At 72.8% G+C, this 26812-nt stretch carries 37 protein-coding genes; 32 read left to right on the top strand and 5 right to left on the bottom strand.

Annotation, left to right across the window (positions count from 1 at the left end; all coding sequences use genetic code 11):
• Positions 1-195 precede the first annotated feature (195 nt).
• The 22 genes from rplN (at position 196) to truA (ending at position 12975) form a co-directional block, all read left to right on the top strand.
• Positions 196-564 (top strand): 50S ribosomal protein L14, encoded by a 369-nt coding sequence (gene rplN, locus ACI791_RS11905; protein WP_091929103.1) that lies wholly within the window; start codon positions 196-198, stop codon positions 562-564.
• 2 nt (positions 565-566) lie between these two features.
• Positions 567-914: a 50S ribosomal protein L24 gene (gene rplX, locus ACI791_RS11900; RefSeq protein WP_442864571.1), complete on the top strand. Its 348-nt coding sequence runs from the start codon at positions 567-569 to the stop codon at positions 912-914.
• A gap of 2 nt (positions 915-916) precedes the next feature.
• Complete coding sequence (gene rplE / locus ACI791_RS11895) at positions 917-1501, top strand: 50S ribosomal protein L5 (RefSeq protein ID WP_456586241.1); 585 nt, start codon at positions 917-919, stop codon at positions 1499-1501.
• A 19-nt stretch (positions 1502-1520) separates the two neighbouring features.
• A complete protein-coding gene (locus tag ACI791_RS11890) occupies positions 1521-1706 on the top strand; it encodes a type Z 30S ribosomal protein S14 (protein ID WP_089336472.1) in 186 nt (61 codons plus the stop codon).
• Positions 1707-1865: 159 nt separating this feature from the next.
• Complete coding sequence (gene rpsH / locus ACI791_RS11885) at positions 1866-2270, top strand: 30S ribosomal protein S8 (protein ID WP_442864573.1); 405 nt, start codon at positions 1866-1868, stop codon at positions 2268-2270.
• A gap of 15 nt (positions 2271-2285) precedes the next feature.
• The gene (gene rplF / locus ACI791_RS11880; protein ID WP_347058009.1) at positions 2286-2825 is read left to right on the top strand and encodes a 50S ribosomal protein L6; all 540 of its coding nucleotides are present in this window, start codon (positions 2286-2288) and stop codon (positions 2823-2825) included.
• Positions 2825-3232, top strand: coding sequence for a 50S ribosomal protein L18 (gene rplR, locus ACI791_RS11875; RefSeq protein ID WP_347058008.1), 408 nt, complete (start codon positions 2825-2827; stop codon positions 3230-3232). The genes rplF and rplR overlap by 1 nt, the downstream gene beginning before the upstream one ends.
• A gap of 49 nt (positions 3233-3281) precedes the next feature.
• Positions 3282-3896 carry a 30S ribosomal protein S5 gene (gene rpsE / locus ACI791_RS11870; protein ID WP_026857030.1) on the top strand — a complete coding sequence of 205 codons (615 nt, stop codon included), beginning with the start codon at positions 3282-3284 and terminating at the stop codon, positions 3894-3896.
• 1 nt (position 3897) lies between these two features.
• Complete coding sequence (gene rpmD / locus ACI791_RS11865) at positions 3898-4080, top strand: 50S ribosomal protein L30 (RefSeq protein ID WP_347058007.1); 183 nt, start codon at positions 3898-3900, stop codon at positions 4078-4080.
• A gap of 34 nt (positions 4081-4114) precedes the next feature.
• On the top strand, positions 4115-4558 hold the full coding sequence (gene rplO, locus ACI791_RS11860; protein WP_347058006.1) for a 50S ribosomal protein L15: 444 nt from the start codon (positions 4115-4117) through the stop codon (positions 4556-4558).
• A 134-nt stretch (positions 4559-4692) separates the two neighbouring features.
• Positions 4693-6003 (top strand): preprotein translocase subunit SecY, encoded by a 1311-nt coding sequence (gene secY, locus ACI791_RS11855; RefSeq protein ID WP_456586240.1) that lies wholly within the window; start codon positions 4693-4695, stop codon positions 6001-6003.
• Entirely contained in the window at positions 6003-6605 is a 603-nt protein-coding gene (locus ACI791_RS11850; RefSeq protein WP_456586239.1) for an adenylate kinase, read from the top strand. Before secY ends, ACI791_RS11850 begins: the two co-directional genes overlap by 1 nt.
• Positions 6606-6633: 28 nt before the next feature.
• Complete coding sequence (gene map, locus ACI791_RS11845; RefSeq protein ID WP_456586238.1) at positions 6634-7491, top strand: type I methionyl aminopeptidase; 858 nt, start codon at positions 6634-6636, stop codon at positions 7489-7491.
• Between the two features lie 269 nt (positions 7492-7760).
• Positions 7761-7982: a translation initiation factor IF-1 gene (infA, locus tag ACI791_RS11840; RefSeq protein ID WP_012950459.1), complete on the top strand. Its 222-nt coding sequence runs from the start codon at positions 7761-7763 to the stop codon at positions 7980-7982.
• 67 nt (positions 7983-8049) lie between these two features.
• A complete protein-coding gene (rpmJ, locus tag ACI791_RS11835) occupies positions 8050-8163 on the top strand; it encodes a 50S ribosomal protein L36 (RefSeq protein WP_012950458.1) in 114 nt (37 codons plus the stop codon).
• A gap of 14 nt (positions 8164-8177) precedes the next feature.
• Entirely contained in the window at positions 8178-8558 is a 381-nt protein-coding gene (gene rpsM, locus ACI791_RS11830; RefSeq protein ID WP_347058002.1) for a 30S ribosomal protein S13, read from the top strand.
• Between the two features lie 103 nt (positions 8559-8661).
• The gene (rpsK, locus tag ACI791_RS11825; RefSeq protein ID WP_014377968.1) at positions 8662-9069 is read left to right on the top strand and encodes a 30S ribosomal protein S11; all 408 of its coding nucleotides are present in this window, start codon (positions 8662-8664) and stop codon (positions 9067-9069) included.
• A gap of 33 nt (positions 9070-9102) precedes the next feature.
• Positions 9103-9729 carry a 30S ribosomal protein S4 gene (rpsD, locus tag ACI791_RS11820; protein ID WP_347058001.1) on the top strand — a complete coding sequence of 209 codons (627 nt, stop codon included), beginning with the start codon at positions 9103-9105 and terminating at the stop codon, positions 9727-9729.
• Positions 9730-9877: 148 nt separating this feature from the next.
• Complete coding sequence (locus tag ACI791_RS11815) at positions 9878-10954, top strand: DNA-directed RNA polymerase subunit alpha (protein ID WP_456586237.1); 1077 nt, start codon at positions 9878-9880, stop codon at positions 10952-10954.
• A 176-nt stretch (positions 10955-11130) separates the two neighbouring features.
• On the top strand, positions 11131-11733 hold the full coding sequence (rplQ, locus tag ACI791_RS11810; protein ID WP_347057999.1) for a 50S ribosomal protein L17: 603 nt from the start codon (positions 11131-11133) through the stop codon (positions 11731-11733).
• Positions 11730-12104 carry a hypothetical protein gene (locus tag ACI791_RS11805; RefSeq protein ID WP_456586236.1) on the top strand — a complete coding sequence of 125 codons (375 nt, stop codon included), beginning with the start codon at positions 11730-11732 and terminating at the stop codon, positions 12102-12104. The genes rplQ and ACI791_RS11805 overlap by 4 nt, the downstream gene beginning before the upstream one ends.
• Positions 12105-12111: 7 nt before the next feature.
• Positions 12112-12975 (top strand): tRNA pseudouridine(38-40) synthase TruA, encoded by an 864-nt coding sequence (gene truA / locus ACI791_RS11800; protein ID WP_456586363.1) that lies wholly within the window; start codon positions 12112-12114, stop codon positions 12973-12975.
• A gap of 39 nt (positions 12976-13014) precedes the next feature.
• Here the strand turns inward: truA and ACI791_RS11795 are convergent, their stop codons facing one another.
• Positions 13015-13680, bottom strand: coding sequence for an NAD(P)H-binding protein (locus tag ACI791_RS11795; RefSeq protein ID WP_456586235.1), 666 nt, complete (start codon positions 13678-13680; stop codon positions 13015-13017).
• Between the two features lie 9 nt (positions 13681-13689).
• Positions 13690-14280, bottom strand: a complete 591-nt coding sequence (mobA, locus tag ACI791_RS11790) for a molybdenum cofactor guanylyltransferase (protein ID WP_456586234.1) — start codon at positions 14278-14280, stop codon at positions 13690-13692.
• Between the two features lie 41 nt (positions 14281-14321).
• Between mobA and fdhD the strand changes: the two genes are divergently transcribed.
• Positions 14322-15149: a formate dehydrogenase accessory sulfurtransferase FdhD gene (gene fdhD / locus ACI791_RS11785; RefSeq protein WP_456586233.1), complete on the top strand. Its 828-nt coding sequence runs from the start codon at positions 14322-14324 to the stop codon at positions 15147-15149.
• A 156-nt stretch (positions 15150-15305) separates the two neighbouring features.
• Here the strand turns inward: fdhD and ACI791_RS11780 are convergent, their stop codons facing one another.
• From ACI791_RS11780 to moeA, 3 genes are read right to left on the bottom strand one after another with little or no spacing between them, the layout of a single operon-like run.
• Complete coding sequence (locus tag ACI791_RS11780) at positions 15306-15803, bottom strand: MogA/MoaB family molybdenum cofactor biosynthesis protein (protein WP_456586232.1); 498 nt, start codon at positions 15801-15803, stop codon at positions 15306-15308.
• Positions 15800-16273: a cyclic pyranopterin monophosphate synthase MoaC gene (moaC, locus tag ACI791_RS11775; RefSeq protein ID WP_347057993.1), complete on the bottom strand. Its 474-nt coding sequence runs from the start codon at positions 16271-16273 to the stop codon at positions 15800-15802. The genes ACI791_RS11780 and moaC overlap by 4 nt, the downstream gene beginning before the upstream one ends.
• Positions 16270-17469 (bottom strand): molybdopterin molybdotransferase MoeA, encoded by a 1200-nt coding sequence (gene moeA, locus ACI791_RS11770; protein ID WP_456586231.1) that lies wholly within the window; start codon positions 17467-17469, stop codon positions 16270-16272. The genes moaC and moeA overlap by 4 nt, the downstream gene beginning before the upstream one ends.
• A gap of 86 nt (positions 17470-17555) precedes the next feature.
• On the opposite strand from moeA, the gene ACI791_RS11765 reads away from it, so the two are divergent.
• The 9 genes from ACI791_RS11765 to ACI791_RS11725 all read left to right on the top strand — a co-directional run bounded on the left by ACI791_RS11765 (position 17556) and on the right by ACI791_RS11725 (position 26706).
• The gene (locus tag ACI791_RS11765; RefSeq protein ID WP_347057991.1) at positions 17556-18065 is read left to right on the top strand and encodes a beta-class carbonic anhydrase; all 510 of its coding nucleotides are present in this window, start codon (positions 17556-17558) and stop codon (positions 18063-18065) included.
• 165 nt (positions 18066-18230) lie between these two features.
• Positions 18231-18674 carry a 50S ribosomal protein L13 gene (rplM, locus tag ACI791_RS11760; RefSeq protein ID WP_091929078.1) on the top strand — a complete coding sequence of 148 codons (444 nt, stop codon included), beginning with the start codon at positions 18231-18233 and terminating at the stop codon, positions 18672-18674.
• On the top strand, positions 18671-19090 hold the full coding sequence (gene rpsI / locus ACI791_RS11755) for a 30S ribosomal protein S9 (protein WP_347057990.1): 420 nt from the start codon (positions 18671-18673) through the stop codon (positions 19088-19090). The genes rplM and rpsI overlap by 4 nt, the downstream gene beginning before the upstream one ends.
• A gap of 11 nt (positions 19091-19101) precedes the next feature.
• Complete coding sequence (glmM, locus tag ACI791_RS11750; protein ID WP_456586230.1) at positions 19102-20445, top strand: phosphoglucosamine mutase; 1344 nt, start codon at positions 19102-19104, stop codon at positions 20443-20445.
• A 75-nt stretch (positions 20446-20520) separates the two neighbouring features.
• Positions 20521-22389, top strand: coding sequence for a glutamine--fructose-6-phosphate transaminase (isomerizing) (gene glmS, locus ACI791_RS11745; RefSeq protein ID WP_456586229.1), 1869 nt, complete (start codon positions 20521-20523; stop codon positions 22387-22389).
• Positions 22390-22503: 114 nt separating this feature from the next.
• Positions 22504-22890 (top strand): holo-ACP synthase, encoded by a 387-nt coding sequence (locus tag ACI791_RS11740; protein ID WP_456586228.1) that lies wholly within the window; start codon positions 22504-22506, stop codon positions 22888-22890.
• Entirely contained in the window at positions 22887-24380 is a 1494-nt protein-coding gene (locus ACI791_RS11735) for an NAD(P)H-hydrate dehydratase (RefSeq protein WP_456586227.1), read from the top strand. Before ACI791_RS11740 ends, ACI791_RS11735 begins: the two co-directional genes overlap by 4 nt.
• Positions 24377-25513 carry an alanine racemase gene (alr, locus tag ACI791_RS11730; protein ID WP_456586226.1) on the top strand — a complete coding sequence of 379 codons (1137 nt, stop codon included), beginning with the start codon at positions 24377-24379 and terminating at the stop codon, positions 25511-25513. The genes ACI791_RS11735 and alr overlap by 4 nt, the downstream gene beginning before the upstream one ends.
• Positions 25513-26706: an alpha/beta fold hydrolase gene (locus ACI791_RS11725; RefSeq protein ID WP_456586225.1), complete on the top strand. Its 1194-nt coding sequence runs from the start codon at positions 25513-25515 to the stop codon at positions 26704-26706. Before alr ends, ACI791_RS11725 begins: the two co-directional genes overlap by 1 nt.
• Positions 26707-26812: the final 106 nt, after the last annotated feature.

Genomic DNA, 26812 nt, shown 5'->3' with positions numbered 1-26812 from the left:
CAGGCGGCCCTCCGGGGCCGCTGCGGGTGGGAGTACCCTGGACGACTGGCGCGCGCCCCGGTGCGCGCCACATCCCGGTACCCGTGCTCCGGACGCACCGGCGGCGATCAGCCGCCGGTGCGTCCGCACGCGGGTGCCGGACAGCCGGTTCACCGTTCCGGCCCGGCTGTCACCACAAGTATTTGGGAGAAGGACGTGATCCAGCAGGAGTCGCGGCTGCGAGTCGCCGACAACACCGGTGCGAAGGAGATCCTCTGCATCCGGGTTCTCGGAGGCTCCGGGCGACGCTACGCGGGCATCGGTGACGTCATCGTCGGCACCGTGAAGGACGCGCTGCCGGGCGCCGGCGTGAAGAAGGGCGACGTGGTCAAGGCTGTCGTCGTCCGCACGGTGAAGGAGCGCCGTCGTCCGGACGGCTCCTACATCCGCTTCGACGAGAACGCCGCCGTGATCATCCGCGACAGCGGCGACCCGCGCGGCACGCGCATCTTCGGGCCGGTGGGCCGGGAGCTCCGTGACAAGCGCTTCATGCGGATCATCTCGCTCGCCCCGGAGGTGCTGTGATCATGGCTCAGGCAGCCAGCGGGAAGACCCCGTCGATGAAGGTCAAGAAGGGCGACACCGTCCTCGTGCTGTCCGGCAAGGACAAGGGCGCGAAGGGCCGCGTCATCGCCGCCTACCCCAAGCTCCAGAAGGTCCTGGTCGAGGGCGTCGGCCGGGTGAAGAAGCACACCCGCATCAGCTCGACGCAGCGGGGCGCCCAGCAAGGCGGGATCGTCACGCAGGAGGCTCCCATCCACGTCAGCAACGTGATGGTGATCGACTCCGAGGACAAGCCGACCCGGGTCGGCTACCGCAAGGACGAGGAAGGCCGCAACATCCGGGTCTCGCGGCGCACCGGTAAGGACCTCTGATCATGAGCGCACCCACCCGTGAGCTGCCCCGCATGCTCGCCAACTACCGCGACAACATCGTGCCGACGCTGCAGGGCGAGTTCGGCTACGAGAACGTCATGCAGATCCCGCGCCTGACGAAGATCGTCGTCAACATGGGCGTCGGCGAGGCCACCCGCGACGCGAAGCTGATGGACGGCGCGGTCCGCGACCTCACCGCCATCACCGGCCAGAAGCCGGCCGTCGTCCGGGCACGGAAGTCCATCGCGCAGTTCAAGCTGCGCGAGGGCATGCCGATCGGCGCCAAGGTCACCCTTCGCGGCGACCGCATGTGGGAGTTCCTCGACCGTCTGCTGTCGCTGGCTCTTCCCCGTATCCGTGACTTCCGCGGCCTCAACGCCAAGCAGTTCGACGGTCACGGCAACTACACCTTCGGGCTGACGGAGCAGTCGATGTTCCGCGAGATCGACGTCGACAAGATCGACCGGTCGCGCGGCATGGACATCACGCTCGTCACCACCGCCACCACCGACGAGGAGGGTCGCGAGCTGCTCCGCCAGCTCGGGTTCCCCTTCGCCGGCCAGCCCGTCGTCACGACCGTCCGCTGAGTCGGGCAGGAGAGAAGCTATGGCCAAGAAGGCGCTGATCAACAAGGCGGCCCGCAAGCCGAAGTTCGCGGTTCGCGGTTACACCCGCTGCCAGCGGTGCGGTCGCCCGCACTCGGTCTTCCGCAAGTTCGGCCTGTGCCGGATCTGCCTGCGGGAGATGGCCCACGCCGGGGAGCTCCCCGGCGTCCGCAAGAGTTCCTGGTAACGAAACAACCCCATGGCCTCGTCCAGAGGCTCGACCCGAGCGTGCGAGGGTCGACAGGGATGAGGTCTTTCTACGATCGCCGAGAGGCCCACGCGCCAAGTCCGGGAAGACCCGGCGCATGAGGAACCGCGGCGAGAGAGGCACCACTACGCCATGACCATGACCGACCCGATCGCAGACATGCTGACGCGTGTGCGGAACGCCAACCAGGCGTACCACGACTCCGCGGTCATGCCGTCGTCGAAGCTCAAGACGCACATCGCCGAGATCCTCCAGCAGGAGGGCTACATCGCCGGCTGGCGCGTCGATGACACCGACAAGGACGGCAACCCGTTCAAGCAGCTGGTGATCGACCTCAAGTACGGCCCCAACCGCGAGCGCAGCATCGCCGGGGTCCGACGGGTGTCCAAGCCCGGTCTGCGGGTGTACGCGAAGTCCACCGCACTGCCCAAGGTGCTCGGCGGCCTCGGCGTGGCGATCATCTCGACCTCGACCGGGCTGCTCACCGACAAGCAGGCGAACAAGAAGGGCGTGGGTGGGGAAGTCCTCGCCTACGTCTGGTAAGAGGAGCGAGCAGAGATGTCACGGATCGGACGACTCCCGATCGCCGTGCCCGGTGGTGTCGACGTCGCCATCGACGGTCAGACGGTCAGCGTGAAGGGACCCAAGGGCGAGCTGCGCCACACGGTCGCCGCGCCGATCACCGTCGTGCGCGACGAGGACGGCACGCTGCGGGTGCAGCGCCCCAACGACGAGCGTCAGAACCGCGCCCTCCACGGGCTCTCGCGGACTCTGATCGCCAACATGATCACCGGCGTCACCGAGGGCTACACCAAGACCCTCGAGATCGTCGGTGTCGGATACCGCGTCCAGGCGCGCGGCTCGGACCTCGAGTTCGCCCTGGGCTACAGCCACCCCGTGCCGGTGAAGGCCCCGGAGGGGATCTCCTTCGCCGTCGAGTCGCCGACCCGCCTGCGGGTCAGCGGCATCGACAAGCAGCTGGTCGGCGAGGTGGCGGCCAAGATCCGCAAGATCCGCAGGCCCGACCCCTACAAGGGCAAGGGTGTGCGGTACCAGGGCGAGGTCGTCAAGCGCAAGGTCGGGAAGACGGGTAAGTGATGGCTCAGGCAGAGAAGGCCGCCCGGGTGCACAAGCCCGTCGGCACCGACATCAGCACGGCGCGCCGCGTCTCGCGGCTCCGTCGTCACAACCGGCTGCGCAAGCGGGTCGCGGGCACAGCGGAGCGTCCGCGCCTGGTGGTCAAGCGCAGCGCGCGCCACATCCACGTGCAGGTCGTCGACGACACGGTCGGCCGCACCGTGGTGAGCGCCTCCACGATGGACGCCAGCCTGCGCGGCTCCGAGGGCGACAAGTCCACCCTCGCCCGTCAGGTGGGTGCTCTGGTGGCCGAGCGCGCGAAGGCCGCCGGCATCTCGGCGGTCGTCTTCGACCGCGGGGGCAACCGCTACGCCGGGCGCATCGCCGCTCTGGCCGACGGTGCCCGCGAGGGTGGGCTGGACTTCTGATGACCACCCACCCCACCAGCACGAGCGAGCAGATCGAGAGGGACGTCTGATGCCAGGACCACAGCGACGCGGCGGCGGCGCCGGCGGCGGTAACGACCGCCGCGACCGTCGTGACGGCGGGCGGGGCCCCGGAGGCGCGCCCGCCGAGAAGAGCAACTACATCGAGCGCGTGGTCGCCATCAACCGCGTGTCCAAGGTCGTCAAGGGTGGTCGGCGCTTCAGCTTCACCGCCCTGGTGATCGTGGGCGACGGTGACGGCACCGTGGGCGTCGGCTACGGGAAGGCCAAGGAGGTGCCCGCGGCGATCGCCAAGGGCGTCGAGGAGGCCAAGAAGCACTTCTACAAGGTGCCCCGCATCGCCAGCACCATCCCGCACCCCGTGCAGGGCGAGGCGGCCGCCGGTGTCGTGCTGCTCAAGCCGGCCAGCCCCGGTACCGGTGTCATCGCCGGTGGTCCGGTGCGCGCCGTGCTCGAGTGCGCCGGGATCCACGACGTGCTGTCCAAGAGCCTGGGCTCGTCGAACCCGATCAACATCGTGCACGCCACCATGCAGGCGCTGAAGGACCTCGTCCGCCCGGAGGAGATCGCGGCCCGCCGCGGCCTGCCGCTCGAGGACGTCGCCCCCGCCGCCATGCTCCGTGCGCGTGCGGGTCAGGGGGTCTGAGATGGCACAGCTGAAGGTCACCCAGGTCAAGTCGGTCATCGGCACCAAGCCCAACCAGCGCCAGACGCTGCGCTCGCTGGGCCTCAAGCGGATCAACGACTCGGTCGTCCAGGAGGACCGTCCCGAGATCCGCGGGATGGTCGCGACGGTGCCGCACCTGGTCACCGTCGAAGAGATCAGCTGACGCTGGTCCGACGAAGCGCTAGTAGGGACATCTCATGACTCTCAAGGTCCACCACCTGCGTCCGGCCCCCGGCGCCCACACCGCCAAGACCCGCGTGGGTCGCGGTGAGGGCTCCAAGGGCAAGACGGCCGGGCGCGGCACCAAGGGCACCGGCGCGCGGGGCACCGTCTCCGCGCGGTTCGAGGGTGGGCAGACCCCGCTGAACATGCGGCTGCCCAAGCTCTCGGGCTTCAAGCCGCCGAACAAGGTCGTCTTCCAGGTCGTCAACCTCGACCGGATCGCGGCGCTGTTCCCGCAGGGCGGAGCCGTCAACCCGGACACCTTGGCGGAGGCCGGCGCCGTGCGCCGCGGCCAGCCGGTCAAGGTGCTCGGCACCGGCGAGCTCGGCGGCGTCAGGGTCGACGTGCAGGCGAACGCCTTCTCCGCCTCCGCCGCCGAGAAGATCGCCGCGGCCGGAGGCAGCACCACCCGAATCTGACGGTCGAAGGACCCCCGGCCCTCCCGGCCCCCTCGCGGGGGGCGGGGGGCAGGGGGTCCTTCGACTTCTGCCGCCCTGCACGATCGCGGGGCCGGCCGATTGCTAACCTCACTCGACCGATCAGGGGAGGGCACGTGCTGCAGGCGTTCGCCGCGGCGTTCCGGACGCCAGACCTCCGGCGCAAGCTGCTGTTCTCCCTGGCGATCATCGCCGTGTACCGGCTCGGCGCCGCGGTCCCCGGACCGGGCGTCTCGGTGGAAGCGATCAACAGCTGCCTCGAGCAGGCCCAGGCGTCCGACCAGCGCGACATCTACTCGCTGGTCAACCTGTTCTCCGGCGGCGCGTTGCTGCGACTGAGCGTGTTCGCGCTCGGGATCATGCCGTACATCACGGCGAGCATCATCGTGCAGCTGCTCGTGGTGGTCATCCCGCGCTTCGAGCAGCTGAAGAAGGAAGGGCAGTCGGGTCAGGCGAAGCTGACCCAGTACACCCGCTACCTGACCATCGCGCTCGCGGTCCTGCAGAGCACCGGCATCATCGCCCTCGCCCGCAGCGGCCAGCTGTTCCCCAACTGCACCCAGACGATCATCCCGTCCGACTCGGTCTGGACGACGGTCATCCTCGTCGTCGCGCTCACTGCCGGTACCGCGCTGATCATGTGGCTCGGCGAGCTGCTCACCGAGAAGGGGATCGGCAACGGCATGTCCGTGCTGATCTTCACCTCGATCGCCGCGCGCATCCCCGCCGAGGGCGGCTCGATCCTGCAGACCCGCGGTGGCGTCGTGTTCGCCGTCGTCTGCGCCTTCGCCGTCGTCATCATCGGCACGGTGGTCTACGTCGAGCAGGCCCAGCGCCGCATCCCGGTGCAGTACGCCAAGCGGATGGTGGGTCGCCGCATGTACGGCGGGACCTCCACCTACCTGCCGCTCAAGGTGAACCAGGCCGGCGTCATCCCGGTCATCTTCGCCTCCTCGCTGCTGTACCTGCCGCAGCTGATCGCCCAGCTGCAGGGCAGCGAGACCGGCACGGTGCGACGGTTCTTCGAAAACTACATCATCGACCAGAGCAGCCCGGTCCACGTCGCGATCTACTTCGCGATGATCATCTTCTTCACGTACTTCTACGTGTCGATCACGTTCAACCCGGAGGAACGGGCCGACGACATGAAGCGCTACGGCGGCTTCATCCCCGGCATCCGGCCGGGCCGGCCGACCGCGGAGTACCTGCAGTACGTCCTGTCCCGGATCACGCTTCCGGGCTCGATCTACCTGGGTCTGGTCGCCGTCCTGCCGAACCTCTTCCTCTCCATCACGCAGGAGGGGCAGAACCAGAACTTCCCGTTCGGAGGGACCGCGGTCCTGATCATGGTCGGAGTGGGGTTGGAGACGGTGAAGCAAATCGAGACGCAACTGAACCAGCGCAACTACGAAGGGTTCCTGAAGTAGTGCGCGTCGTCCTCCTGGGCCCTCCCGGAGCGGGCAAGGGCACCCAGGCGCAGTTCATCGCCGGTGAACTCGGCGTCCCCGCGATCTCGACCGGTGACATCTTCCGGGCCAACGTCAGCGGGCAGACAGAGCTGGGGCAGAAGGCCAAGGTCTACATGGACGCCGGTGACCTCGTGCCCGACGAGATCACCGTCGCCATGGTGAGGGACCGGCTGGCCGAGGAGGACGCCCGGGCGGGCTTCCTCCTGGACGGGTTCCCCCGCACGATCTCGCAGGCCGAGCAGCTCCGCGCATCGCTGGCCGAGCTCGGACACGGCCTCGACCGGGTCCTCGAGCTGGTGGTCGACGAGGAGGAGTTGGTCCGGCGGCTCTCCGGCCGGCGGATGCTGGTCGACGGGCAGATGGTCCAGCGTGACGACGACAAGCCCGAGACGGTGCGGCACCGGCTGAAGGTCTACCGGGAACAGACTGCCCCGCTGTCCGGCTTCTACGAGGACCAGGGTCTGCTGGCCCGCATCGACGCGATCGGTGCGGTCGAGGAGGTCACGGCCCGTGCGCTCGCCGCACTGGGTACGGACGGCGCGCAGCCGAGCGCAGACTGATCACCGGGCACCGGAGGCGGATCTGCACATGACAGGCGGGATCCTCGGCCGCCTTCCGCTGCTCGCGAAGTGGAGTGGACGCATGATCCAGATCAAGACCCCGCACGAGATCGAGCTGATGCGGGGCGCCGGCCTCGTCGTCGCCGGGGCCATCGCCGCCGTTCGCGCCGCGATCCGTCCCGGGGTGACCACCGGTGAGCTCGACGCGATCGCCGAGGACCGCATCCGCAGCGCGGGCGCGATCCCGTCCTTCCTCGGATACCACGGTTTCACCGGCAGCATCTGCGCCTCCATCAACGACGAGGTCGTGCACGGGATCCCGGACATGAACCGAGCGCTGGCCGCGGGCGACAACATCTCCATCGACTGCGGGGCGATCCTGCAGGGCTGGCACGGCGACTCCGCCGTGACGGTCACGGTGGGGGAGCCCTCCGCCGAGGACGCAGCCCTGATAGCCGTCACCGAGCGGTCGATGTGGGCCGGCCTGGCCCGGGCGCTGGCCGGTGGCCGGCTCACCGACATCAGCTCCGCGGTGGAGCAGGCGATCCGGGACGAGGACCACCCGTACGGCATCGTCGACAACTACGGCGGTCACGGCATCGGCACCGAGATGCACCAGGACCCGCACGTGCTCAACTACGGACGTCCCGGCCGTGGCCCGAAGCTGGTCCCCGGGCTGGCCCTGGCCATCGAGCCCATGGTCACCGTGGGTGATCCGGCAACCGTCGAGCTCGAGGACGGGTGGACCGTGGTCACCAAGGACGGCTCCCGCGCCGCCCACTTCGAGCACACGGTGGCCATCACCCCTGAGGGCCCGTGGGTTCTGACGGCCGAGGACGGCGGCGTCGCCGGCCTGGCCCCGTTCGGGATCAGCCCGCGTACCTGAGGCCCGTGCAGGAATCCGCCGCGAGCCTCCGCGTGGCGGGGAGCACGGGGTGCTTGCTGGAGGCCGGGTTGGATCGGCGCGCCGGGCCGAGGTACAGTAGCCGTTGGCGCTAGCGCCGTTCTGCCGTCGTGCTGTGGCCGCACGACCCGGAACGCCCTCTGCGATGGTGCCTGCACCACCTGTTCTGCAATCTCCGAGCGCGTCCAGCCGGGCACCGGCGCGGGCGCACGAGGATCCAGTACCACCGAGTCAAGGAGCGCGTGTCGGGCATGGCGAAGAAGGACGGGGCCATCGAGGTCGAGGGTCGCGTCGTCGAGCCGCTGCCCAATGCGATGTTCCGGGTCGAGCTGCAGAACGGACACCGGGTGCTCGCCCACATCAGCGGCAAGATGCGGCAGCACTACATCCGCATCCTGCCCGAGGACCGCGTGGTCGTGGAGCTCTCGCCCTACGACCTGACCCGCGGTCGCATCGTCTACCGCTACAAGTGACCGTCGGCGGCCCGCACATCGTGTGGGGTCCCGGCACATCGATTTCGAGGAATGAGGGGCGGCACCGGTGAAGGTCCAGCCGTCGGTGAAGAAGATCTGCGACAAGTGCAAGGTGATCCGCCGGCACGGCCGGGTCATGGTCATCTGCGACAACGCCCGGCACAAGCAGCGCCAGGGCTGAGGGAGTACCTGAACATGGCACGACTGGCTGGCGTCGACCTGCCCCGCGAGAAGCGGATGGAGATCGCGCTCACGTACATCTATGGCATCGGCAGGCACCACGCCAAGGAGACCCTGGCCGCGACGGGCGTCAGCCCGGACCTGCGCGCCAAGGACCTCAGCGACGAGGACCTGCTCAAGCTGCGCGACTACATCGACGAGCACTTCCGCGTCGAGGGTGACCTGCGGCGCGAGGTCGCCGGCGACATCCGCCGGAAGATCGAGATCGGTTCCTACCAGGGGCTTCGGCACCGGCGTGGGCTCCCGGTGCACGGTCAGCGCACCAAGACCAATGCGCGCTCGAGCAAGGGCCCGCGCAAGACCATCGCCGGCAAGAAGAAGGCCGGCAAGAAGTAGACACACGGGGGGCTCCGCCCCCCGTGGACCCCCCGCCCGCCCGCGCGTTCGCAGGGACGGCGAGCGGGGGCCAGGCCACGAAGAGAAGGAACCCGACAGACATATGCCTCCCAGGGCTCGCGCCGCGGCTGGTGCCAAGAAGGTCCGCCGCAAGGAGAAGAAGAACGTCGCTCACGGTGCTGCGCACATCAAGAGCACGTTCAACAACACGATCGTCTCGATCACCGACCCCAACGGCAACGTGATCAGCTGGGCCTCGGCCGGCCACGTCGGCTTCAAGGGCTCCCGCAAGTCCACGCCCTTCGCCGCGCAGATGGCCGCCGAGAACGCGGCCCGCAAGGCGCAGGAGCACGGCATGCGCAAGGTGGACGTCTTCGTGAAGGGTCCCGGCTCCGGCCGCGAGACCGCGATCCGCTCCCTGCAGGCCACCGGCCTCGAGGTCGGGCAGATCCAGGACGTCACGCCGCAGCCGCACAACGGCTGCCGCCCCAAGAAGCGCCGCCGGGTCTGACCGGTCACTGACGAGACGAAGAGGTAGATAGACGTGGCCCGTTACACCGGAGCCGACTGCCGCATGTGCCGGCGCGAGAAGATGAAGCTGTTCCTCAAGGGCAGCAAGTGCGAGTCACCGAAGTGCCCGATCGAGATTCGGCCGTACCCGCCGGGCGAGCACGGCCGTGGCCGGAGCAAGGACAGCGAGTACCTGCTCCAGCTCCGCGAGAAGCAGAAGGCCCGCCGCATCTACGGCGTGCTGGAGAAGCAGTTCCGCGGCTACTACGAAGAGGCCAACCGCAAGACCGGCAAGACCGGTGAGGTCCTGCTGCAGATCCTCGAGTCGCGGCTGGACAACGTGGTCTACCGGGCCGGCTTCGCCGAGTCCCGCGACATGGCCCGCCAGCTGGTGCGCCACGGTCACATCCGGGTGAACGGGCGCAAGGTCGACATCCCGTCGTACCGGGTCAGCGAGAACGACATCATCGAGGTCGCCGAGAAGTCGCGCACCATGATGCCGTTCGAGGTCGCCCAGGCCCGCGCCGGCGAGCGTCCGGTGCCGGCGTGGCTCGAGGTCATCAGCAGCCAGCTGCGCGTGCTCGTGCACAGCATCCCGGCCCGCCAGGTGATCGACACCCCGGTCCAGGAGCAGCTGATCGTCGAGCTGTACTCGAAGTAGCAGGACCCCGTCCTCCTCACCCCTCGCAGGCTCGGGGTGAGCCTCTGGACGGGGCCACGGCTCCGGCGGGCGGACAGATGCCCGCCGGAGCCCGCACCACCCCTCACGGCGTCATATGGCGGGTGCCGGAGGACCTGAAGGAGAAGCAATGCTCATCGCACAGCGCCCCACGCTGACCGAGGAGACCATCTCGGAGCAGCGCTCGCGGTTCATCATCGAGCCGCTCGAGCCGGGTTTCGGCTACACCCTCGGCAACTCCCTGCGGCGCACGCTGCTGTCGTCCATCCCCGGTGCGGCTGTGACCAGCATCCGCATCGAGGGCACCCTGCACGAGTTCACCACCGTGCCGGGCGTCAAGGAGGACGTCACCGAGGTCATCCTGAACCTCAAGGGGCTCGTGGTCAGCTCCGACTCCGACGAGCCGGTGACCATGTACCTGCGCAAGCAGGGCCCCGGCGAGGTCACCGCGGCGGACATCGCCCCGCCGGCCGGCGTCGAGGTGCACAACCCCGAGCTGCACATCGCCACCCTGAACGGGAAGGGCCGGCTCGAGATCGAGCTGGTCGTCGAGCGGGGTCGCGGCTACGTGCCCGCGCCGCAGAACAAGCAGCCCGGCCAGGAGATCGGCCGCATCCCCGTGGACTCGATCTACTCGCCGGTCCTCAAGGTGACCTACGCCGTCGAGGCGACCCGTGTCGAGCAGCGCACCGACTTCGACCGGCTGGTGGTCGACGTCGAGACGAAGCCGTCGATCGCCCCGCGCGACGCCATCGCGTCCGCCGGGTCCACGCTGGTCGAGCTCTTCGGCCTGCTGCGCGAGCTGAACGTCGAGGCCGAGGGCATCGAGGTCGGGCCCAGCCCGGCCGAGGCAGCCGACATCGCTAACTTCTCGATGCCGATCGAGGACATGGACCTCACGGTCCGGTCCTACAACTGCCTCAAGCGCGAGGGCGTGCACACGGTCGGGGAGCTCGTCACCCGTTCCGAGGCCGACCTGCTCGACATCCGGAACTTCGGGGCCAAGTCGATCGACGAGGTCAAGATGAAGCTGGCCGCCATGGGCCTCGCGCTCAAGGACAGCCCGCCCGGGTTCATCCCCACCTCGGTCGAGAGCTACGACGAGGGCTACGAGACCGACGCCTACCAGGGCACGGGCGAGTACGCCGCGGGCTACGACCAGGCGCAGTACGACGAGGGTGCCTACCAGGAGACCGAGCAGCTCTGAGAACGGACCCCGCTGCACCCCGCCGCTCGCACGCGCGCGGCGGGCCCCTGCAGCGGGGCCACTCGGGGCGCGCCACACTGACGCCACGAGCAGTGCAGCACCACCGCAGTACGGACGACAGCAGCACCACGGATGCAGCCGGCAGCGAGCGCCCGGCGGCCTGAGGAAGGACCGACATGCCCACCCCCACCAAGGGTCCCCGTCTCGGCGGGTCCCCCGCGCACGAGCGGCTGATGCTGGCCAACCTGGCCACCTCGCTGTTCGAGCACGGGCGGATCACCACCACCGAGGCGAAGGCCAAGCGGCTGCGTCCGCTGGCCGAGAAGCTGGTGACCTTCGCCAAGCGCGGTGACCTGCACGCCCGTCGTCAGGTGATGACGACCATCCGTGACAAGGACGTCGTCCACACGCTCTTCGCCGAGATCGGTCCTCGCTTCGAGAACCGTCCCGGCGGCTACACCCGGATCACCAAGGTCGGTCCCCGCAAGGGCGACAACGCGCCGATGGCGGTCATCGAGCTGGTCGAGGCCCTCACCGTCGCCCAGCAGGCGGTCGGCGAGGCCGAGCGGGCACGCGGCACGCAGTTCGCCTCGGGCGCCGGTGCCGCCTCCGCGGCCGGTGAGGTCACCGCCGACGCCGTCGAGCCGACGGACTCCGCCGACTCGGTGGAGAGCGTCGACTCGGTCGACAGCGCGGACTCGGCCGACAGTGCGGACACCCCGGACGAGGTCGTCGGCGACGCGCCGGCCGCCCAGGACGAGGGCACGGACGCGCGATGAGCAACCCCGAGAACGTCGCCGGCGCGGGCGCGGCCGGCGTGTCCGCCGGCGGCGGCGACCAGGGGGCCACGTTCGAGGGTGAGACGACCGGGCCCGGCGGGGACACCTCCCCGGCCGTGACCGACGGCAGCGTCACCGACGAGGCGCAGGATGTCGTCGCCGACGTCTTCAGCCCCGACGGTCAGCGCCAGGACGACGGGGACGTCACCCCGGAGCCGGAGCGCGAGAACGTGGCCGTGGTCGAGGACCCGGCGCTCTCGCCGGAGGTGGCCCGGGCGGCGGCAGCGGAGATCGAGGCCGCCGAGTTCGGGGACGCCGCCACCGCCAGCCAGCAGTACCAGGGCGGCGACGCCGCGCCCGACCCGAAGTGACCCGCCGCTGACCATCCATCAGCAGACGGACGAGCCCGCCACCGGTCCCGGTGGCGGGCTCGTCCGTCTTCGTCTGGCGGTCCAGTACGACGGCACCGCGTTCCACGGCTGGGCTCGCCAGCCCGGGCTGCGGACCGTGCAGGGCGAGCTGGAGCGGGGCCTGGCCACGGTGCTGCGCACCGACGTCGACCTCACCGTCGCCGGCCGCACCGACGCCGGGGTGCACGCCACCGGGCAGGTGGTGCACGTCGACGTCCCCCGCGGCGTGTGGGCGGACCAGCGGGCCAAGCTGGTCCGCCGGCTCCGGGGGGTGCTGCCGGCGGACGTGGCCGTTCCGCAGGTGGCGGAGGCGCCCCCGGACTTCGACGCCCGGTTCGGGGCCCTGGCGCGGCACTACGTGTACCGGCTGACCGACGGGCCGGCCGGACCGTCGCCGCTGCGCCGGGCCGACACCGTGGCGTGGCCGCGCAGGCTGGACGCCGCCGCGATGGACCTGGCCGCCGGCCTCCTCCTCGGCCAGCACGACTTCGCCGCCTACTGCAAGCGGCGTGACGGTGCGACGACCATCCGGACCCTGCTGCGGCTCGCCGTGGCCCGTCGGACGGAGGACGACGGCTCCGAGACGGTGCGGATCGAGGCATCGGCCGACGCGTTCTGCCACTCCATGGTCCGCAGCCTGGTCGGCGGGCTCGTCGCCGTGGGGGAGGGGCGGCGCCCGCTGGGCTGGCCGGCAGGCCTGCTGGCCCGCAGGGAGCGGGCGAGCGACGTGCCGGTCGCGCCCGCGCACGGGCTGACGCTGGTGGCGGTCGACTACCCGGACGACGCGGAGCTGGCCGCCCGCGCTGCGGTCACCCGGGCCCGCCGGGCCTGATGCCCGGACCGGCGAGGAGCCGGTCCGGCCGCGGTGCCGTCACGGCACCGCGGCGACGGCCTCGGCCACGGGGGTCTCGCCGGAGACCAGCTCCACGACGGCGCCGTCGCGTGGGGAGTCGAGGAAGGCCAGGAGCACGGCGGCGACGTCGTCGCGGGGGATCTCGCCGCGCTCGACGTGCCGGTCCAGGGTGACCCGGCCGGTGCCGGGCCCGTCGGTGAGGCCGCCCGGCCGCAGGACCGTCACGGCGAGCGCCGGACGCGCCAGGAGGTCCTGCTCGGCGGCCAGTTTGGCGCGCAGGTAGGCGGCGAACACCTCGTCGACACCCTCCGGGGCGGCGCCGTCGGCGACCAGGTCGGTGCCCATGGACGAGACCAGCAGGTACGTGCGCACCCCCGCCCGCTCGGCGGCGTCGGCGAGCAGGACGGCCGCGCCGCGGTCGACCGTGTCCTTGCGGGCCGCGCCGCTACCGGGCCCGGCGCCGGCGGCGAAGACCACCGCGTCGGCGCCGGACAGGACCTCGGCCACCTCGTCGACCGACGCGGACTCGAGGTCGAGGACCACCGGCGTGACGCCGTCGTCCTCGAGGTCGGACCGGTGGTCGGGATTGCGGACGAGGCCGAGGACGGTGTCGTCGCGGGCGGAGAGCAGACGGCCGAGGCGGCGGGCGACCTGCCCGTGAGCCCCGGCGAGGACGATGCGCATCCGCAGGGCCTACCCGGTAGCGCCGGGGGCTACCTCCCGTGCCCGGGCCAGCTCCTCGGGGGTGTCGCAGTCCAGCCACGGAGCCACCTCGCCGGGCGCCGGCGCGGGGTGGTGCCGGTCCACCGCGAGGCCGGCCACCGCGCGGTGCAGCGCCCGCGGGCCGTCCGGGTCACCGACCGCGCCGCGCAGCGCCGCGGTGCGCCACACGCCCAGCAGGAGCTGGTCCCGCCCGGCGTCGTCGACGACGAGGACGCCGTCCCGGTGGAGCCGCCGGCGCAGCTCGCCGACGAGCCCGTGGGTGACGAAGGGCAGGTCGGCGGCGAGGACCGCCACCACGTCGGCGTCCACGGCGACCAGCCCGGCCCGCAGCGCCGCCACGGGCCCGCCGCCCGGCGGGTCCTCCCGGGTGAGGACGACGTCCCGCGGAACCTCCTGCCGAGGGCCGACCACGATCCGCTGCGCCGCGTCGCCCACGGCGGTCAGGACGGCGGCGAGCATCGTCCGGCCGCCGACCCGCAGCTGCGGCTTGGCCTGCCCGCCCAGCCGCTGGGCCCGGCCGCCGGCCAGCACCACGGCCGCGTACGGCGGGAACTCGTCCATGGCAGCACCGTAGGCCGCCGGGCGTGGGTACCGTCCACGCCGTGGGACGAGTCACCAGCCGCACCCCGGTGCTGCGCATCCGTGGTCAGCACCGCACCACCCGACCCGACGCCGTGGCGGCGGAGGAGCCGTTGGAGATCCGGCTGAACGGCACGCCGCTGGCGGTGACGATGCGCACCCCGGGCGACGACTTCGACCTGGTCCACGGCTTCCTCGCCACCGAGGGGGCGATCCGCGGTGCCGACGACGTGGCCGGCCTGCGCTACTGCGATTCCGTGGACGCCGACGGGCGCAACACCTACAACGTCGTGGACGTCGACCTCGCACCCGGCGTGCCCATGCCGGACACGGGGCTCGAGCGGAACTTCTACACGTCCAGCTCCTGCGGGGTGTGCGGCAAGGCCAGCATCGACGCGATCCGCACCAAGACCGCCTACGACGTCGCCGACGACGCGGTCCGCCTGCCGCTGGAGGTGCTCCTGGCGCTGCCGGACCGCCTGCGGGCCGCCCAGCAGGTCTTCGACAAGACCGGCGGGCTGCACGCGGCCGGGCTGGCCACGGCCGCCGGGGAGCTCGTGGCGGTGCGGGAGGACGTCGGCCGGCACAACGCGGTGGACAAGGTGATCGGCGACGGCGTCCGCGAGGGACGGCTGCCGCTGGCCGGGCACGTGCTGATGGTGAGCGGCCGGGCGAGCTTCGAGCTGACCCAGAAGGCGGCGATGGCCGGCATCCCGGTGCTCGCCGCGGTGTCGGCGCCGTCGTCGCTGGCCGTGGAGCTGGCCCGCGAGGTCGGCATCACGCTGGTCGGCTTCCTCCGGGGTGACGGCTGCAACGTCTACACCCACCAGGACCGGATCGTGCTGGACTGACCTGACCTGACCCGACCCGACCCGACCCGACCCCGCCACCTCGCCACCGTGAGCCGCCTGCGATGGCGGTGCCGGCGGCTCCTCCGACGGTGACGCGGACTCGCTCAACGCAGCCGGGGGACGGCCGTTGGCCGCGGTGTCGTCCGGAGGACGACATCAAGCATGGTCGCCGCCACGGAGCTGGCTCACGACGTGCGGGAGCAGCGGCCCGAGGACGGCGAGGCCGTCCTTCACCCCGCCGGTGGAGCCGGGCAGGTTGACGATCAGCGTGCGGGCCGCGGTGCCGGCCACCCCGCGGGAGAGCACCGCCGTCGGCACGCCGTTGTCGCTGCCGTACCGCCGGACGGCCTCGGCGAGGCCGGGCGCCTCCCGCTCGAGCACCCGGCGGGTGGCCTCCGGGGTGACGTCGGTGGGGGAGAGGCCGGTCCCGCCGGTGGTGACGACCACGTCGACCCCGAGGTCCACCGCCGCCCGGATGACCGCCTCGAGTTCGTCGACGTCGTCGGGGCGCACGTGCGGCCCCTCGACAGCGAAGCCGAGCTCGCGCAGCCCGGCGGCGAGCGCCCGACCGCTGCGGTCCTCGTACACACCCGCGTAGGCCCGGTTCGAGGCCGTCAGCACCCACGCCCGGGCGGCCATCGGCAGCTCGCTCACCGGGTCCACTCCCCGCTCCTGCCGCCGCTCTTGCGCAGCAGCCGCACGTCGGTGATCGACGCCCGCGGATCGACCGCCTTCACCATGTCGATCATCGTCAGCCCGGCGACGGCGACCGAGGTCAGCGCCTCCATCTCCACACCGGTGCGGTCCGCCGTGCGGGCGGTCGCGGTGATCTCGACGGCGTCGTCGGTCACCTCGAGCTCGACCGTGACGCCGTGCAGCGCGATGGGGTGACACAGCGGGACGAGGTCGGGCGTCCGCTTGGCCCCGGCGATGCCGGCGATCCGGGCCACGGCGACCGCGTCGCCCTTGGGCACGCCGGTCCCGCGGAGCAGGTCGACGACCTCCCGGCTGACCAGCACCCGGCCGGCGGCGGTCGCCTCCCGGGCGGTGACCCCCTTGGCGCTGACGTCGACCATGCGCGCGGCCCCGTGCTCGTCGACGTGGGTGAGACGTGTCTCGGTCATTGGAGCGCTCCCTCGATCAGCACGACGTCGACCTCGGCGCCGGCGGGCAGTTCGGTGACGTCCTCGGGGACGACCACCAGGCAGTTGGCGCGGGCCAGGTGGGCCACCAGGTGCGACCCGGGGCCGCCGACCTGGGAGACGACTCCGCCGTCGTAGCGGCCGCGCAGGAACTGACGCCGGCCGGCGGGTGAGCGCAGGGCGCCGGCGAGCCGGGCCGGGACGCGCAGCCGGTCCGGCGCGGTGTGCCCGAGCGCCCGGCGCAGCGCCGGGCGGACGAAGACCTCGAAGGAGACGAACGCGCTCACCGGGTTGCCGGGGAGGGTGACCACCGGCACGCCGTCGACCGTGCCGGCGCCCTGCGGCCCGCCGGGCTGCATCGCGACCTTGACGAAGTCGACGGTGCCCAGGGTTCCGAAGGCGTCCTTCACGACCTCGTAGGCGCCGGCGCTCACGCCGCCGCTGGTGACCAGCAGGTCCGCGGTCGCGAGCTCCGCCCGGACCGTGCCGAGGAACTGGTCGACGTCGTCGGGGACGAAGTGCAGCCGCCGGGCGGTGCCGCCCGCCTCCTCGACCGCCGCCACCAGCAGTGTCGAGTTCGACTCGTAGATCTGGCCCGGGGCGAGCTCCTCGCCGGGGGCGACCAGCTCGCTGCCGGTCGAGAGCACCAGCACCCGAGGGCGCCGCCGGACCCGCAGCTCGGTGACGCCCACGGCGGCGGCCAGCCCGAGCTGCGCGGCGCCGAGCGGTGCGCCGGGGGAGAGGGCGACGGTGCCGGCCGCGATGTCCTCGCCGGCGCGGCGCAGGTGGCTGCCGACCGGGGGGCAGTCCCGCAGCTCGACGACGTCGGTGCCGCCGTCGGTCAGCTCGACCGGGACGACGACGTCGGCTCCGGGGGGCAGCGGGGCGCCGGTCATGATGCGCTGTGCCGTGCCCGGCGCCAGCGGGACGACGTCGGTGCGCCCGGCCGGGATGTCCTCGGCCACCGGCAGTCGCACGGGGACGCCCGCGCCGCCGACCTCGGCCCAGCGCACGGCGTAGCCGTCCATCGCGGAGTTGTCGAACCCCGGCAGCGGCACCGCGGCGACGACGTCGCGGGCCAGCACCCGGCCGTGGGCCGCCGCGAGCGGCACCGTCTCCTCGGGGGAGGCCTGCAGCAGGGCGTCCACCACCGCCTGGTGTTCCTCGACCGTGCGCACCAGCCCATCCTGGCCGATTCCGCCCGGGCCCACCTCGCCGCCCGCCGGTTAGTGTCCCCCCACCACCAGGAGAGGGAGGGTGCCGGATGGCCGAGATCGACCGGATGCTCGAGGCGAACGAGCAGTGGGCGCAGCAGTTCCCCGGCAGCAAGCCGGTGGCGCCGGCGCGGAAGGTCGCCGTCGTCGCCTGCATGGACTCGCGGATGCCGCTGTTCCCGCTGCTGGGACTCGAGGTGGGTGACGCGCACGTCATCCGCAACGCCGGCGGAGTGGTCACCGAGGACACCGTCCGTTCCCTGACGATCTCCCAGCACCTGCTCGGCACCCGCGAGATCGTGCTGGTGCACCACACCGACTGCGGGCTGCAGAAGAGCAACGACGTCGACTTCGCCGACCTGGTGGAGAAGGCCACGGGCCGTCGGCCGCCGTGGGCCGCACGCACCTTCACCGACGTCGACGCCGACGTGCGCGAGTCCATCCGCCTGCTGCAGGACTGCCCGTACCTGCTCTCGCACGAGGTGCGCGGAACCGTCTACGACGTGGAGACCGGCCGGCTGCGCGAGATCGAGGACCCTGCTGCCCCCCACCGCTCGTAGACTCGCGACGGGCCCTGCAGGAGGGCCGGGCCGAGGTCGTGGCTCGGGCTGGTATCGTGCTTGGTTGGCGCGTGTGCCGGCTGGTGCCGCGCGTCGTCCCTGTCTCCCGTGCTCGGTGAGGCGATCCCACCAGCCATCCCGACGACGACGGAGGACGCGAGCGCCGTGCGCACGTACACCCCCAAGCCCGGCGAGGTCGCCCGGGCCTGGCACGTCATCGACGCCACTGACGTGGTGCTCGGTCGACTGGCCAGCCAGACCGCGCAGCTCCTGCGCGGCAAGCACAAGCCCCAGTACGCCCCGCACGTCGACGTCGGCGACTTCGTCGTCATCGTCAACGCCGGCAAGGTCGCCCTGACCGGGTCGAAGCGGGACGACAAGCTCGCCTACCGGCACTCCGGTCACCCGGGTGGTCTCAAGACCATCAACGTCGGCGACCAGCTGCGCACGCACCCCGACCGGGTCATCGAGCGCGCGATCAAGGGCATGCTCCCGCACAACACCCTCGGTCGGCAGATGCTGAAGAAGCTCAAGGTCTACGCCGGCCCGGAGCACCCGCACGCCGCGCAGCAACCCCAGACCTACGAGATCAAGCAGGTGGCCCAGTGACCAGCGCACTGACCGTGACCGACGCCGACGGGCGTCCGGTCCAGACCGTCGGCCGGCGCAAGGAAGCGGTCGTCCGCGTCCGGCTGCTCCCCGGCACCGGCCAGTTCACGCTGAACGGCCGGACCCTCGAGGAGTACTTCCCCAACAAGGTGCACCAGCAGCTCATCCGTGAGCCGTTCGTGACCCTGGAGAAGGGCGAGCAGTACGACGTCGTCGGCATCCTCAAGGGTGGCGGCGTCACGGGCCAGGCCGGCGCGCTGCGCCTGGCCATCGCCCGCGCCCTCATCGAGGTCGAGGCCGAGGACCGCCCCGCCCTCAAGAAGGCCGGCTTCCTGACCCGTGACCCGCGGGTCAAGGAGCGCAAGAAGTACGGGCTCAAGAAGGCCCGCAAGGCGCCTCAGTACTCCAAGCGCTGACCGGTACGTCCGTGGGTCGCCTCTTCGGGACCGACGGCGTCCGGGGTCGGGCCAACTCCGACCTCACGCCGGAGATGGCCCTCTCGGTGGCGCGTGCCGCCGCAAGCGTGCTCGCCGACCGCGACGGGACCTCGCGTCCCGTCGCGGTCGTCGGCCGCGACCCCCGTGCCAGCGGGGAGATGCTCGAGGCTGCGGTCGTCGCGGGCCTCACGAGCGCCGGAGCCGAGGTGCTCCTCGCCGGGGTGGTCCCCACGCCGGCGCTGGCCTGGCTGACCGGCCGCAGCGACGCCGACCTCGGCGTCATGATCTCGGCCAGCCACAACCCGATGCCCGACAACGGCATCAAGCTGTTCAGCCGGGGTGGGCACAAGCTCCCCGACGCGCTCGAGGCCGCGATCGAGCGGACCGTCACCTCCGACTCGCTGGAAGGGCACCGCCCCACGGGCAACCTGATCGGCCGCGTGAGCGCGCTGGCCGACGGGACCGACGCCTACGTCGAGCACCTGCTCTCCACCGTGGACCGGCCCCTGACCGGGCTGTCCGTCGTCGTCGACGCCGCCCACGGTGCGGCCGCCGCCGCCGCGCCGGAGGTCTACCGCCGCGCCGGGGCCACCGTCCACGCGATCGGCTGCGAACCCGACGGCTGGAACATCAACGACGGCGTCGGATCGACCCACCTCGAGCCGCTGATCGCGGCCGTCCGCGAGCGCGGCGCCGACATCGGCATCGCCCACGACGGTGACGCCGACCGCTGCCTCGCCGTGACCGCCGCCGGTGACGTCGTCGACGGCGACGCCATCCTCGCGGTGTGCGCGCTGGCCCTGCACGAGCGCGGGGCGCTGAAGTCCGACACCGTCGTCGCCACGGTGATGAGCAACCTCGGCTTCCACCACACCATGCGCGACGCCGGCATCTCGGTGAGCACCACGGCCGTGGGCGACCGCTACGTGCTGGAGACCCTGCGCGCGCACGACCTCAGCCTCGGCGGGGAGCAGAGCGGGCACCTGGTCTTCCTGGACCACGCCACCACGGGCGACGGTCTGCTCACCGGCCTGGCCCTGCTCTCCCGCATGGCCGCCACCGGCGCCTCTCTGGCGGAGCTGACCTCCGTGGTGCAGCGGCTGCCGCAGGTGCTGATCAACGTCCCCGTCTCCGACCGGCTCGCCGTCGCCGAGAGCGACGAGGTCGCCGCCGCCGTCAACGCGGTGGCGGCGGAGCTGGGCGACGCCGGCCGGGTGCTGCTGCGCCCGTCGGGCACCGAGCAGCTGGTCCGCGTGATGGTGGAGGCTCCCACCCAGGAGCAGGCCGACACCGTCGCCCGGCGTCTCGCGGCCGTCGTCGCCGCGGCGGGCTGACGGCCTCACCCGTCGGGGCTGCGGGGACCCGCGCGCGGGCACGATCGCCGGTCGGCTCCCGGTACCCTCGGTCCAATGTGCGGCATCGTGGGATACGTCGGCCCTCAGGACGCCCTCGGCGTCGTCCTCGAGGGGCTGCGCCGGCTCGAGTACCGCGGGTACGACTCCGCGGGCATCGCCGTCGTCGCCGGTGGTGAGCTGAGCACGGCGAAGAAGGCCGGCAAGCTGGCCAACCTGGAGAAGGTGCTGGCCGACCAGCCGCTGCCGGAGGCCACGATCGGCATCGGGCACACCCGCTGGGCCACCCACGGCGGCCCGACCGACCGCAACGCCCATCCGCACGTCTCCGCCGACGGCGCGGTCGCGGTGATCCACAACGGGATCATCGAGAACTTCGCGGCGCTGCGGGCCGAGTGCGAGACCGCCGGCGTGGAGTTCACCTCCGAGACCGACACCGAGGTGGTCGCCCACCTGCTCGCCGCCGTCTACGAGACCACCCCCGAGGGGTCCGGGCGGCTGGCCGAGGCGATGCGGGCCGTCTGCCAGCGGCTGGAGGGGGCATTCACCCTCGTCGCCACGCACGTCGCCGAGCCGGACACCCTCGTCGCCGCCCGCCGCAGCAGTCCGCTCGTGGTCGGGGTCGGGGTCGGGGAGGGCGAGTACTTCCTGGGGTCCGACGTCGCCGCCTTCATCGGCCACACCCGGGAGGCCCGCGAGCTCGGCCAGGACCAGGTCGTCGAGATCGACCGCACCCGCGGGCTGTCGGTGACCGGCTTCGACGGCACGCCGGCCGAGCCGACCGCCTACACGGTCGACTGGGACGCGGCCGCCGCCGAGAAGGGCGGCTACGACTGGTTCATGCTCAAGGAGATCGCCGAGCAGCCGCAGGCGGTCGCCGACACCCTGCTCGGCCGCCTGGCCGAGAACGGCGAGCTGGTGCTCGACGAGGTGCGCCTGTCGGACCAGGAGCTGCGCGACGTCGACAAGATCTTCGTCGTCTCCTGCGGCACCAGCTACCACGCGGGGCTGATCGCGAAGTACGCCATCGAGCACTGGACCCGCATCCCCGTCGAGGTCGAGGTCGCCAGCGAGTTCCGCTACCGCGACCCCGTCCTCGACCGCTCCACGCTGGTCATCGTCATCAGCCAGTCCGGCGAGACGATGGACACCCTGATGGCGCTGCGGCACGCCAAGGAGCAGAAGGCCCGCGTGCTGGCCATCTGCAACGCCAACGGCTCGACGATCCCGCGGGAGTCCGACGCCGTCCTCTACACCCACGCCGGCCCCGAGATCGCCGTCGCCTCGACCAAGGCGTTCCTCAGCCAGGTCGTGGCCTGCTACCTGGTCGGGCTGTTCCTCGCCCAGGTGCGCGGGGTGAAGTACGAGGACGAGATCGCCGCGATCGTCGACGATCTCCGGTTGCTGCCCGACGCCGTCGCGCAGGTCCTCGAGCAGATGGAGCCGGTGCGCGAGCTGGGCCGGTCGCTGGCCGACGCGGACACGATCCTGTTCCTGGGCCGCCACGTCGGCTTCCCCGTGGCCCTCGAGGGGGCGCTGAAGCTCAAGGAGCTGGCCTACATCCACGCCGAGGGATTCGCCGCCGGCGAGCTCAAGCACGGGCCGATCGCCCTGATCGACCAGGGCACTCCCGTGGTGGTGGTGGTGCCCTCGCCGCGCAGCCGCAACTCGGTGCACGGCAAGGTCGTCTCGAACATCCAGGAGGTCCGGGCGCGCGGAGCGCGGACGATCGTCATCGCCGAGGAGGGCGACGACGACGTGGTGCCCTACGCCGACCACCTGATCCGGGTGCCGAGCACGCCCACGCTCATGGCCCCGGTGGTGACCACGGTGCCGCTCCAGGTGCTCGCCTGCGAGATCGCCGACACGCGCGGCTACGACGTCGACCAGCCGCGGAACCTTGCCAAGAGCGTCACGGTGGAGTGAGTTCCCCGACGATCCAGGTCACCCGGGTCCAGGCGGTGGCCCTGGCTCACCGTCGACGTGAGCCAGGACCCGCTGCGGTGAGCCAGGACGGCGGGCAGGCGGCAGACTGGGCGGATGATCGTCGGGGTCGGGATCGACGTCGTGCCGGTGGACCGCTTCGCGGCCTCACTCGCCCGGACGCCGGGGCTGCGGGACCGGCTGTTCACCACCGACGAGCAGCGCACGCCCTCGGGAGGCCCGCGCACCGGTGAGTCGCTGGCCGCGCGGTTCGCCGCCAAGGAGGCGCTCGCGAAGGCCCTCGGCGCCCCCGGCGACCTGCACTGGCACGACGCGGAGGTGACCGTCGGGGAGCACGGCCGCCCACACCTGGAGGTCCGGGGCTCGGTGGCCGGCCGGGCGGCGCAGCTCGGGGTCACCGCCTGGCACGTCTCGCTCAGCCACGACGGCGGCATCGCCTCGGCGGTCGTCGTCGCCGAGGGCCTGGCCCGGGAGGGCACGTGATCGGACTGCATCCCGCCGCGGAGATCCGGGCGGCCGAGGCCCCGCTGCTCGCCTCCCTGCCCGATGGCGCGCTCATGCAGCGCGCGGCCGCGGGGCTGGCCACCGTCTGCCTCCGGCTGCTGGGCCGCTCCTACGGCGCCCGTGTCGGGCTGCTCGTGGGCGGGGGTAACAACGGTGGCGACGCGCTGTTCGCCGGCGCCCGGCTGGCCGCCCGGGGGGCACGGGTCACGGCAGTCCTGCTCGATCCCGCACGGGCGCACGCCGCGGGCCTGTCCGCGCTGCGCGCCGCCGGCGGCCGCAGCGTGCAGCCCGGGGCGGCCGGGCCGGTCCTCGATCGCGCGGACCTGGTCCTCGACGGGATCGTCGGCATCGGCGGCACCGGCGGCCTGCGGCCGGAGGCCGCCGCGCTGGTCGAGCGGGCGGCCGCCGGGCCCGCGCTGAGGGTCGCCGTCGACGTGCCGAGCGGGGTGGATGCCGACACCGGGGCCGTCGAGGGCGCCGCCTTCCCCGCCACGCACACGGTCACCTTCGGTGCGGTCAAGCCAGGGCTGGTCGTGGGGGAGGGGCGCGGTCACGCCGGCGAGGTGCACCTGGTCGACATCGGGCTGGGTCCGCACCTGCCCCGGCCCTCCGCCGGCCGCTTCACCGACGCCGACGCGGCCGCGCGGTTGCCGGTCCCGGACGCCGACGACGACAAGTACTCGCAAGGGGTCGTCGGCGTCGTCGCCGGCTCGGCCACCTATCCGGGCGCCGGCGTGCTGTGCACCGGGGCCGCGCTGCGCACCCGGCCCGGACTGGTCCGCTACGCCGGCACCGCCGCCGAGGGCGTGCGCGCCGCCTGGCCGGAGGCCATCGTGACCGAGGGTCGCCCGGCCGACGCCGGCCGGGTCCAGGCCTGGGTGGTGGGCCCCGGCACGGGCACCGACGACGACGCGCGCAGCGTCCTGGCCGAGGTGCTCGGCACCGACCTGCCGGTGCTCGTGGACGCCGACGCGTTGACGCTGCTCGCCCGGGAGCCGGAGCTGGTGCGGCAGCGGGCGGCTCCCACCGTGCTGACGCCCCACGACCGGGAGTTCGCGCGGTTCGGGTCGGCCGGGGGCGGTGGAGCCGGTGGCGGAACGGTCGGCGACGACCGGATCGGCGCCGCGCGGCGGCTGGCGGGGGATCTGGGCATCGTCGTCCTGCTCAAGGGAGAGGCCACCGTGGTCGCCGGCCCGGACGGCACCGCCTTCGTCAACGCCACCGGCACCCCCTGGCTGGCCACGGCAGGCACCGGCGACGTCCTGTCCGGCATCGCCGGCGCGCTGCTGGCCACGGGGCTGCCCGCAGCGGAGGCGGCCGCCACGGCGGCGCACGTGCACGGGCGGGCCGGCCAGGTCGCCGCGGCGAACGGCCCGCTGATCGCCGGCGACCTCGTGCGGCACCTCCCCGCGGCGATCGACCGGGTACGCGGTGCCCGGTCGATCGGCCTGCCAGACTCGGAGCCGTGACGAACGGGACCGGAGCGGAGGTCGTCGTCGACCTCGACGCGATCGCGGCGAACACCGCGGTGCTGCGCGAGCGCGTCGGCCGCCCGCTGATGGCGGTCGTGAAGGCCGACGGCTACGGGCACGGCCTGGTGCCCGCCGCGCGCGCGACCCTCGCCGGCGGGGCCGACCAGCTCGGGGTGGCCGTCCTGGACGAGGCGCTGGCGCTGCGGGCCGCCGGGATCACCGCGCCGGTGCTCGCGTGGCTGCACGGGCCGGGCGCCGACTTCTCCGCGGCGCTCGCCGCCGACGTCGAGGTGTCGGTGAACGCCGCCTGGGGCCTGGCGGAGGTGGTGGCCGCCGCCCGCGCGACCGGCCGCACCGCACGGCTGCACCTGTTCGTCGACACCGGGCTCTCCCGCGAAGGCGCTCCCATGGCCGAGTGGCCCGGGCTGGTGGACGCAGCCGCGCGGGCCCAGGGCGACGGCGACGTCGCCGTGGTCGGGGTGTGGAGCCACATGGCCTACGCCGACGCCCCGGCGCACCCCACCATCGCCGCCCAGGTGCGGGTGTTCGAGGAGGCGATCGCCCTCGCGCGCGCGGCCGGGCTGACCGAGGCCCGCTGCCACCTGGCGAACTCCGCGGCCACCGTGGCCCTGCCGGGCACCTGGTTCGACATGGTGCGCCCGGGCATCGCCGTCTACGGGCTGGACCCGCTGGGCGGGAACGCCACCGACCACGGTCTCCGGCCGGCGATGACGGTGCGCGCCCGCGTCGCGCTGACCAAGCGGGTGGCCGCCGGGGCGGGGGTGTCCTACGGGCACACCTACGCCACCGCGGCCGAGACGACGCTCGCCCTCGTGCCGGCCGGCTACGCCGACGGGGTGCCGCGGGCCGGCGGGAACCGGGCCCCGGTGCTCGCGGCCGGGCGGCAGCGGACGATCGCCGGGCGGGTGTGCATGGACCAGTTCGTCGTCGACGTCGGGGACGACCCGGTCGCGCCCGGCGACGAGGTGGTGCTCTGGGGCCCGGGGAGCGACGGGGAGCCGACCGCCCAGCAGTGGGCCGACGCCGTCGACACGATCCACTACGAGCTGGTCACCCGGATCGGTGGCCGGTTCACCCGCCGGTACGTCGGCTCGGCGGGGGCGGTCTGATGACGCGCGCCCGCCCGCCCGCGGGCCGGCACACCCGGGCGCAGACCGCCGGCCTGCTCGGCGCGGTCCTCGGGCTGGCGGCCGCCGGCACCGCCGCCGGGGTGGCCGTCAGCCGCATCGCCGCGCGCCGCGTGCGCGCCGCCGAGCTCGGCCCGGCCGCGGAGCTGCCGCGCGAGCTGACCGACGGGCAGCTCCGCCAGGTCGACCCGCTGGGCGTCGCGGCCCGACCGGCCGACCGCACCGCGCTGGTCCAGGCCGACGACGGCGTGCTGCTCGCCGTGGAGGAGATCGGTCAGCGGGACGCCCCGCTGACCGTCGTCTTCGTGCACGGCTACACCCTGTCGATGGGGTCGTGGGCCTTCCAGCGGCGCACGCTCGCCGCGGAGCTGGCCACCGGGAACGGGCACCGCCCGCAGGCGCGCCTGATCTTCTACGACCAGCGGGGCCACGGCTCGTCCGGCCGCGGCCCGGCCGAGCACTCCACGATCGAGCAGCTGGCCGCCGACCTCGGGTCGGTCCTGGACGCCCGGGCTCCGCGGGGGCCGGTCGTCCTCGTCGGGCACTCCATGGGCGGCATGACGATCATGGGCCTGGCGGCGATGCGGCCGGAGCTGTTCGGCACCCGGGTCAAGGGTGCCGCGCTGGTCTCCACCTCCAGCGGCAACCTGGCCGGGCTCAGCCTCGGCCTGCCCGAGATGCTCACCCGCGTCCGGGCCGCGGTGCTGCCGGTCGCCGCGTGGACCATGCGGTACCGGCCGGCCTTCGCCGAGCGCACCCGCCGGGCGGCCGCCGAGCTCGTGTCGGCGGCGACGAGGGCGCTGTCGTTCGGCTCGGCCGACGTCGACCCCGCCGTCGTCCGCTACGTCGATGCGATGATCGCCGGCACCCCCGTCGACGTGATCGCGGAGTTCTACCCGGCGTTGGCCGGCCTCGACGAGACCGGCCGGCTGGAACCCCTGCGCCGGGTGCCCACGCTCGTCCTGACCGGGGACCGGGACAAGATGATCCCCAAGGAGCACAGCGACCTCATCGTGGAGCGGCTCGAGCAGACGGGGGAGAACGCCGTCGACTACGTCGTCGTCCCGGGCGCCGGGCACATGGTGACCCTGGAGGAGCCCGACGAGGTGAGCCGTGCGCTGACCGCCCTGCTCCGGCGCGTGGCCGCCGGGCACAGCGTGGAAGTGACGGGCTGACGCGGCCGCCCCGCCGCGGTAGGCGGCGAGCCTGGCGTCGCTGTGGTGGACCCCGCGCGACCGGCGACCGGGCCGGCCCGGCGGGAGCACGGCCCGACGGGGCAGT

The sequence above is a fragment of the Blastococcus sp. SYSU DS0973 genome, assembly GCF_054051055.1.
Note: the sequence above shows the minus strand (reverse complement) of the source record. Positions and strands in the feature narration are given on the sequence as shown.

Bases quoted from the DNA above. Each gene is read 5' to 3' on its own strand.
- rplX (WP_442864571.1), top strand. From the start codon at position 567: ATGGCTCAGGCAGCCAGCGGGAAGACCCCGTCGATGAAGGTCAAGAAG.
- rplE (WP_456586241.1), top strand. From the start codon at position 917: ATGAGCGCACCCACCCGTGAGCTGCCCCGCATGCTCGCCAACTACCGC.
- ACI791_RS11890 (WP_089336472.1), top strand. From the start codon at position 1,521: ATGGCCAAGAAGGCGCTGATCAACAAGGCGGCCCGCAAGCCGAAGTTC.
- rpsH (WP_442864573.1), top strand. From the start codon at position 1,866: ATGACCGACCCGATCGCAGACATGCTGACGCGTGTGCGGAACGCCAAC.
- rplF (WP_347058009.1), top strand. From the start codon at position 2,286: ATGTCACGGATCGGACGACTCCCGATCGCCGTGCCCGGTGGTGTCGAC.
- rplR (WP_347058008.1), top strand. From the start codon at position 2,825: ATGGCTCAGGCAGAGAAGGCCGCCCGGGTGCACAAGCCCGTCGGCACC.
- rpsE (WP_026857030.1), top strand. From the start codon at position 3,282: ATGCCAGGACCACAGCGACGCGGCGGCGGCGCCGGCGGCGGTAACGAC.
- rpmD (WP_347058007.1), top strand. From the start codon at position 3,898: ATGGCACAGCTGAAGGTCACCCAGGTCAAGTCGGTCATCGGCACCAAG.
- rplO (WP_347058006.1), top strand. From the start codon at position 4,115: ATGACTCTCAAGGTCCACCACCTGCGTCCGGCCCCCGGCGCCCACACC.
- map (WP_456586238.1), top strand. From the start codon at position 6,634: ATGACAGGCGGGATCCTCGGCCGCCTTCCGCTGCTCGCGAAGTGGAGT.
- infA (WP_012950459.1), top strand. From the start codon at position 7,761: ATGGCGAAGAAGGACGGGGCCATCGAGGTCGAGGGTCGCGTCGTCGAG.
- rpsM (WP_347058002.1), top strand. From the start codon at position 8,178: ATGGCACGACTGGCTGGCGTCGACCTGCCCCGCGAGAAGCGGATGGAG.
- rpsK (WP_014377968.1), top strand. From the start codon at position 8,662: ATGCCTCCCAGGGCTCGCGCCGCGGCTGGTGCCAAGAAGGTCCGCCGC.
- ACI791_RS11815 (WP_456586237.1), top strand. From the start codon at position 9,878: ATGCTCATCGCACAGCGCCCCACGCTGACCGAGGAGACCATCTCGGAG.
- rplQ (WP_347057999.1), top strand. From the start codon at position 11,131: ATGCCCACCCCCACCAAGGGTCCCCGTCTCGGCGGGTCCCCCGCGCAC.
- ACI791_RS11805 (WP_456586236.1), top strand. From the start codon at position 11,730: ATGAGCAACCCCGAGAACGTCGCCGGCGCGGGCGCGGCCGGCGTGTCC.
- ACI791_RS11795 (WP_456586235.1), bottom strand. From the start codon at position 13,680: ATGCGCATCGTCCTCGCCGGGGCTCACGGGCAGGTCGCCCGCCGCCTC.
- mobA (WP_456586234.1), bottom strand. From the start codon at position 14,280: ATGGACGAGTTCCCGCCGTACGCGGCCGTGGTGCTGGCCGGCGGCCGG.
- moaC (WP_347057993.1), bottom strand. From the start codon at position 16,273: ATGACCGAGACACGTCTCACCCACGTCGACGAGCACGGGGCCGCGCGC.
- ACI791_RS11765 (WP_347057991.1), top strand. From the start codon at position 17,556: ATGGCCGAGATCGACCGGATGCTCGAGGCGAACGAGCAGTGGGCGCAG.
- glmS (WP_456586229.1), top strand. From the start codon at position 20,521: ATGTGCGGCATCGTGGGATACGTCGGCCCTCAGGACGCCCTCGGCGTC.
- ACI791_RS11740 (WP_456586228.1), top strand. From the start codon at position 22,504: ATGATCGTCGGGGTCGGGATCGACGTCGTGCCGGTGGACCGCTTCGCG.
- ACI791_RS11725 (WP_456586225.1), top strand. From the start codon at position 25,513: ATGACGCGCGCCCGCCCGCCCGCGGGCCGGCACACCCGGGCGCAGACC.